General features: G+C 41.4%; 6 protein-coding genes and 1 pseudogene. 6 read left to right on the top strand and 1 reads right to left on the bottom strand.

Translation table 11 applies throughout. The annotated features are described in order from the left end of the window. The first annotated feature begins 128 nt into the window (after window positions 1-128). From F6J99_RS39710 to F6J99_RS39685, 6 genes and pseudogenes are all read left to right on the top strand, one after another. Complete coding sequence (locus tag F6J99_RS39710) at window positions 129-707, top strand: amidohydrolase family protein (protein WP_293121653.1); 579 nt, start codon at window positions 129-131, stop codon at window positions 705-707. Window positions 708-727: 20 nt separating this feature from the next. After that, window positions 728-1105 carry an ectoine synthase gene (locus F6J99_RS39705; RefSeq protein WP_293121651.1) on the top strand — a complete coding sequence of 126 codons (378 nt, stop codon included), beginning with the start codon at window positions 728-730 and terminating at the stop codon, window positions 1103-1105. A gap of 4 nt (window positions 1106-1109) precedes the next feature. Further along, window positions 1110-1916, top strand: coding sequence for a sulfite exporter TauE/SafE family protein (locus F6J99_RS39700; RefSeq protein ID WP_293121649.1), 807 nt, complete (start codon window positions 1110-1112; stop codon window positions 1914-1916). A gap of 306 nt (window positions 1917-2222) precedes the next feature. Next, window positions 2223-3413 (top strand): calcium-binding protein, encoded by a 1191-nt coding sequence (locus tag F6J99_RS39695; RefSeq protein ID WP_293121647.1) that lies wholly within the window; start codon window positions 2223-2225, stop codon window positions 3411-3413. A gap of 151 nt (window positions 3414-3564) precedes the next feature. After that, on the top strand, window positions 3565-4617 hold the full coding sequence (locus F6J99_RS39690; protein ID WP_293121645.1) for a calcium-binding protein: 1053 nt from the start codon (window positions 3565-3567) through the stop codon (window positions 4615-4617). A 352-nt stretch (window positions 4618-4969) separates the two neighbouring features. Next, a pseudogene (locus F6J99_RS39685) lies at window positions 4970-6113 on the top strand (ISAs1 family transposase). A 144-nt stretch (window positions 6114-6257) separates the two neighbouring features. On the opposite strand, the gene F6J99_RS39680 reads toward F6J99_RS39685, so the two are convergent. Further along, the coding region (locus tag F6J99_RS39680) for a hypothetical protein (RefSeq protein WP_293121643.1) at window positions 6258-6449 on the bottom strand (192 nt) is incomplete at its 5' end.

Genomic DNA, 6449 nt, shown 5'->3' with positions numbered 1-6449 from the left:
TTATTGTTCGACATTGACGGTTTGAACCGCAAATGTCGAAAACTGATCTATTATGCCAAGCCTTTCGGCTTCGCTCTGGTTCTTTCTGGGCTTGTACCAAAGCACCGGATTATTGATGACTGCCTTTTTTGCAGCCCGGTGACCTACTGACCCATTGCTATAGTCACCGTCCTGATGGTCTACTCGGGAAACGTCAGAGGGTACCAGAGTCTCTTTTACAAGCTGTTAAAGATGGAATCCTACTGGATTTAGGACATGGTATTCACTTCAGCTTTGAAATTGCTTGCCGCATGCTAGAGCAAAATCTTAAACCCTATACCATTAGTAGTGATGTCCATGGAGACTTCACCACTCCCCACAGTGATGCCACCCTTGACTATAGCCTGTGTGGCATTATGTCCAAACTGATGGCTCTAGGGTTCACTCTAGAAGAAGTTATTGCTGGCACAACCATTCATCCTGCTCGTATTTTAAGAGCCGATGCAGAGATCGGCACACTCGAAATTGGCTCTCGTGCTGATATTACAGTTCTAGAAATGGTGGAGGGTGAGTGGTTATTCCATGACTCAGTAGGTGAACAACTCGTAGTTAAGCAAAAACTGTTGCCTACTTTAGTCGTTCGTATCGGCGAGTTAATTACTCCCCATGGTCGCCTGCTGCGCGATTTAGAACCGATACACACCGCCAAAATTCTTGTCAATCACTAATTAAGTTGAGGTAATTACAAATGATACTGAAAGATTTGGGAACAATCATCAATACCAAAAGGGATGTTGACTGGGGAAATGGCAAAAGTCGTCGATTTCTGATTCAGGAAGATGGCATGGGTTACTCCCTCACAGACACAATTGTTGATGCTGGTTCAGAATCACTACTGCAATACAATAATCATCTCGAAGCATGCTACTGCATTGAAGGAGAAGGTGAAGTAGAGGCCAATGATATTATTTATCCGATTAAACCGGGTACTATGTATGCTCTTGATCAACACGATTCACATTACCTAAGAGCTAAAAGCACTATGCGCCTTGTCTGCGTATTTACACCTTCTTTGAATGGTGATGAAACTCATCGTTTGGATGGTCAAGGCTCTTCTTCTTACTAAATTAATGGAGAGAATCTCAATGAGCGACTGGTGGATTCTTGCTGTTGGAGGGTTAGGCTCTGGATTACTCGCAGGAATATTAGGTATTGGTGGTGGAACAGTTTTAGTACCGATCTTAGTTTCCCTTGGTTATTCACCTGTTGAGTCAGTGGCAACTAGTATCCTGGCCATTGTCATGACATCCGTTTCTGGCACTATCCAAAATTGGCGTATGGGTTATGTGGATTTTAAACGGGTTATATGGTTAGGATTGCCATCTTTAATCACTGCTCAATGGGGTGCGACTCTAGCTAGTACCATACCTGCATATTTGCTCTTAGCAGCTTTTGGGGTTTTACTACTGGTAAATATCTGGTTGATGATACTGCGTCAAAGGTTGATGGCAAACCAGAATGGCCGTGAAGAGTACAGCATTAATCCCACCCTCGCTCGTTTGGGAACAGGTGGAATGGCAGGTTTACTAGCAGGTTTGTTTGGTGTTGGTGGTGGTGTGATCATGGTTCCTTTACAAATGCTGCTGTTAGGAGAAAAGATTAAAGTTGCCATTCAAACTAGTCTTGGTGTGATCGTGATTACATCCATTTCTGCCTGTATTGGCCATGCACAAAGGAGTAATCTCTTATTTTGGGAAGGTATTATTTTGGGAACAGGAGGTTTGCTCGGTGCTCAGTTGAGTACCCGCTATCTACCCAAACTACCTAATCAAGTGGTTAATTTTAGCTTTCGTACTCTGTTAGTAATTCTGGCAATTTACTTCTTATGGCGGGCTGTAAATAGTTATAATTTAATGATTTTACCGATGGATAAATAGCTAAATAGTCGAGGACTTTCAGACTTTTAAATTAAGTAACTAACGCCAGTTTAACAGTGAATATTAATGGTATATTTGATTTTTTTAATGAATTAATTGGGATTGTTAAAAATGTTAATACCCTTGATATTACTGTGCTACAAACTCCGGATTTTTTATTCACTTTCCTTTATAAGCAAGGTTGTTTTACTGAGAAAAGACAATAGTGCAGCACTATTAAATATCAGTGATAGAACGGGAAAACGGCAAGGGGGGAGGGCGAATTGCCAATGTCAATCTTTGTAATTTAAAAGGATAAAAAAAACAATGGCCAGAATTGTAGGTACTTCAGGTAACGATACTCTCAATGGTACAAATTTAGACGATGTAATTCCTGCTCAAGGGGGTGATGATTTAGTTAACGCTCTCGATGGAAACGACACTATTGATGGTAAAAATGGTGCAGATACTCTCAATGGCGGTAACGGTAACGACAGTATCGAAGGCGGAACTGGTAATGACTCAATTGATGGTGGGGATGGCTTAGATACAATCCTTGGTGAAAATGGTAACGATACCATAAATGGTGGTTTATTCATCGACAGCATTTTTGGCGGGGATGGCAATGATTCAATCTATGGTGGAGATGGCCCTGATTCCATTTTTTCTTTAGATATCCTCTACGGTGAAGCTGGTGATGACACTATTCATGGTGGCACTGGTAATGACAGTATTTTTGGTGGAGAGGACAACGATAGCCTAGATGGTGGTGTGGGTAGCGATCGCATTGAAGGTGGTGCGGGCAATGATATTATTCACGATCTCTTAGGTAATCAACGGGTTATTGCTGATACGGGCAATGATACTGTGACCACTGGAGATGGAAATGACTACGTCGAAGGTGGTGAGGGAGATGATGTGATTAGCACTGGAGGTGGTACTTATGATGCTGTCGATGGTGGTGCTGGTAACGACACTATCGATCTCGGTGCAGGAGATGATGCTCCTCCTACTGGCATCAATAATGGCTTTGGTGCTTTCGGTGGTGCAGGGAATGACCTGATCTATGGTGGATTAGGGAGTGACAATGTTAATGGTGGTGCTAATAATGATACCTTGATTGGTACTGATGCCCAAGGAACAAGCATTAACCAAACTGATACCTTAACTGGTGGTGCTGGCGCAGATACCTTTACTTTGGCACTATCGACCGATCAAGGAACTGTCTTACTCTACGATGATGGTGATTCAAATACTACTGGTATTTTTGATCGAGCTATCATTACTGACTTTACCATTGGCGAGGACATTGTAATTCTGACAGGAGATCCGAGTCAATATAATTTCGACATCAGAGCCACTAGCGGATCTCTAGTATTTCTAACCCTTTCAATTGGGTCAACTCTCGATCCCTCAACCGTACCGTTTGAACAAATTGCGACGTTCACTTTTGATACTGCGAATGGAGATAATACCAATCTCGATCTCAGCGATCCTACTCAGTTCCAGTTTATCTAGGATTACTCAAACTCCTCTCAAATTAAGAAATGGTGGGAAATAGTTTTTCTACCTCATTGGCAATGGCTCAGGGTCGGGATTAATTCCCTGTCATGAGCTAGCTGAGAAGTACAGACAATTAACATTTTTGCAATTTTAAGGAGACACTCACATGCGATTTTTTCTAGGTACAGACGAAAGCGAATTAATTGATCTTGAATCATCAACTGAAGGTTTTACATTTGTCGTGGCTGAAGGTGGTGATGACACTATTATTGGCGGGAGCGGTGATGAAACCCTCCGTGGTGATGCAGGCAATGACTCGATCAATGGCGGTGATGGCAATGACAGAATCGAGGGTGGTGAGGATAACAACTCGATCAATGGTGGTAATGGTAATGACAGCATATTTGTTCTTGGTAATGGGAATAATACCCTGCTGGGCGCTCCAGGTAATGACACTATCTCTGGCGCTGATGGCAATGACTTTATCAATGGAGGACAAGATCAAGATAGCTTGAGGGGTTTTGATGGCGATGACACCATTCGTGGCGGGGCCGGTAATGATACCATCCTTGGTGACAATGGTAATGATTCTCTGTTTGGGGGTAGCACTGGTGATGATTTCATTGAAGGTGGGGCAGGAAATGATACCCTTGACGGTGGAACGGGTAATGATAGTCTCTTTGGCGACCTTCAATTTGCTTCCTCTGAGCCTAATGTACCGTTTAATGATTACCTGGTAGGAGGCACTGGTAATGACTTCCTGGCTGGTGGTAACAGCATCGATTTTCCTCAGGGTCAGGATACATTAATCGGTGGTGCTATCGGTGTTAACTCTGGCTCGGGAGAAATTGATACTTTACAAGGTAGTATATCCAGTCAAGATACCTTTGTACTTGGGTTAGCAGCAGATCCAGCTAATGGCCTCTCTCAAGATGAGATACTTTACGATAACGGAGGCGCACAAGACTATGCTTTGATCACTGAATTTGGAAGACAAGGAGATGGTGCAGGGCCAGATACGATTCAATTGGTAGGAGAGCTTGATGATTATGTTTTAGGGGCATCTCCTTTCAGTTCCAATCAACTAGCTATTTCTGTCGATTCTAACGGTAATGGTACCTTTGAATCTTCCGATGAATTAATTGGGATTGTTCAGAATGTTAGTCCCCTTGAGGTTACTGTGCTACAAACTCCGGAGGTTTTATTCACTTTCGTTTAGAAGCAAGGTTCTTTGGCTAACACAGTGACAAATTAGTATCACTGGGCAGAAATCAAACATTAAAGGTGAGTGCGGAACCCAGATGCAGGTTCCGGGTTTCGCACTAAGGGAGAATCATTTGTGATTTCTCATTAGTCATATAGCAATTCTACAACTTGTGAGGTACAAATTTCTGGTTTTTAGGGACTTCGGAGCAGGGACTTCGGAGCAGGGAGCAGGGAAGAGGAACCCACCCCTAACCCCTCCCAGGAGGGCAGGGCTGTTTCATTGTCAGCTAGATCTACTTAAAAAATGGCGTTCGCCTCATTGTAAAATGATAGCGAACGCCGATTTTTATCAAATAATTTTAGATATGAACAGTCTAGTTAAAAAACTCAAAAAAGTCAAGGACTTTCGCAGTAACCGAGGAAGAAGGCATCCCTTATGGTTAGTATTATTGATCATAATTTTAGCAACAATGCAGGGATATTTAGGCTATAGAGCCATTGGTTATTTTGCGAAAACACATCAACATTTACTTGTTAACAAATTTAAGATTGCCTCTAAAAAAGTTCCATCTTATTCAACAATTAGACGAGTATTAATGGGAGTAGATTGGTCAAATCTTCAGGAAATATTTAATCAATGGTCTAGTAGTCTTGTTGAGACTAATGAGTTGAGAGATTGGATTTGTATTGATGGAAAAACCTTGAAAAGCACTGTCACTAATTATAACAACTCTTATCAAAATTTTGTTTCACTAGTTTCTTTGTATAGCCAAAATACTGGACTAGTTTTAGCAATGAATCGGTTCGAGAACAAAAAAAGTTCAGAAATTTGGCAAGTCAATGAGCTGGTAAGAGATTCCTCGTTTACAAATAAAGTTTTCACTCTAGATGCTCTGCACTGTCAAAAGAAAACTACTCAATCAATAGTTGAATCTGGAAACCATTATATCGTCTGTGTTAAAAAGAATCAAAAAGCGATGCAGCGCGGTCTTGGGGGTTTCCCCCATGAGCGACTGCATCAAGACAAAGTTAGATGAAACTTTACAATTTGTTGCTAATACTCATAAACCTCTTAGCACAAGTTTACAGAAAGAGCGCAGTCATGGTCGAAGAGTAGAGCGTCAAGTTTCAGTATTTAATACTATAGATTCTCTCAACACTAGCTGGTGTGGGATTAAATCTTTAGTCCGAGTTGAAAGACGAGGAAAAAGAGGTAATAAACAGTATCATCAAGTGGCTTACTATATTAGTAGCTTGAAAGAAAAAGCGGAAACTTTTTTACAGAAAATTAGAGGGCATTGGTTGATAGAGAATCAGCTCCATTGGATTAAAGATGTGATTTTAAAAGAAGATGATTCTCCCATCGATAACTTCCAAGCTCGTACTAATTTATCTATTCTCCAAACCATTGCTCTGAATCTTTTTAGATTTTTAGGTTTTTTATCAATTACAGAAGGCCAAAGATGGCTGAGTGGCAGGTGGTCTAGGCTTTTGCTTTTGTTAGAATGAAACAGCCCTGCTCCCAGGAGGGGAAGGGAAGAGGGAAGAGGGAAGAAGTAAAAAATAATGTGTACCTCATGAGTCCTAGAAACGCTATAATACAATACCGATGATACTGGACTTGAGGTATCCTTGAGCCTTAATACTTTATCATTAATCCTTGGTAATTAATCGTTCTTCTATAGCTTTCCAAGGATTCCCTAAAAGCCAAGACAACAGCCCAGTAATAAATGCGATCGCAAACCATATCCATGACCGATATAGGATAATAACCACAGACAGGACAGCAATCAGCAACAAGGCTACTTGCACTACCAGGTAAATCAACTTCTGGCGACTACCATA

This window comes from Moorena sp. SIO4G3, assembly GCF_010692305.1.
GTDB classification, from domain to species: domain Bacteria; phylum Cyanobacteriota; class Cyanobacteriia; order Cyanobacteriales; family Coleofasciculaceae; genus Moorena; species Moorena producens_A.
This window is presented reverse-complemented; position numbering and strand designations above follow the sequence as displayed.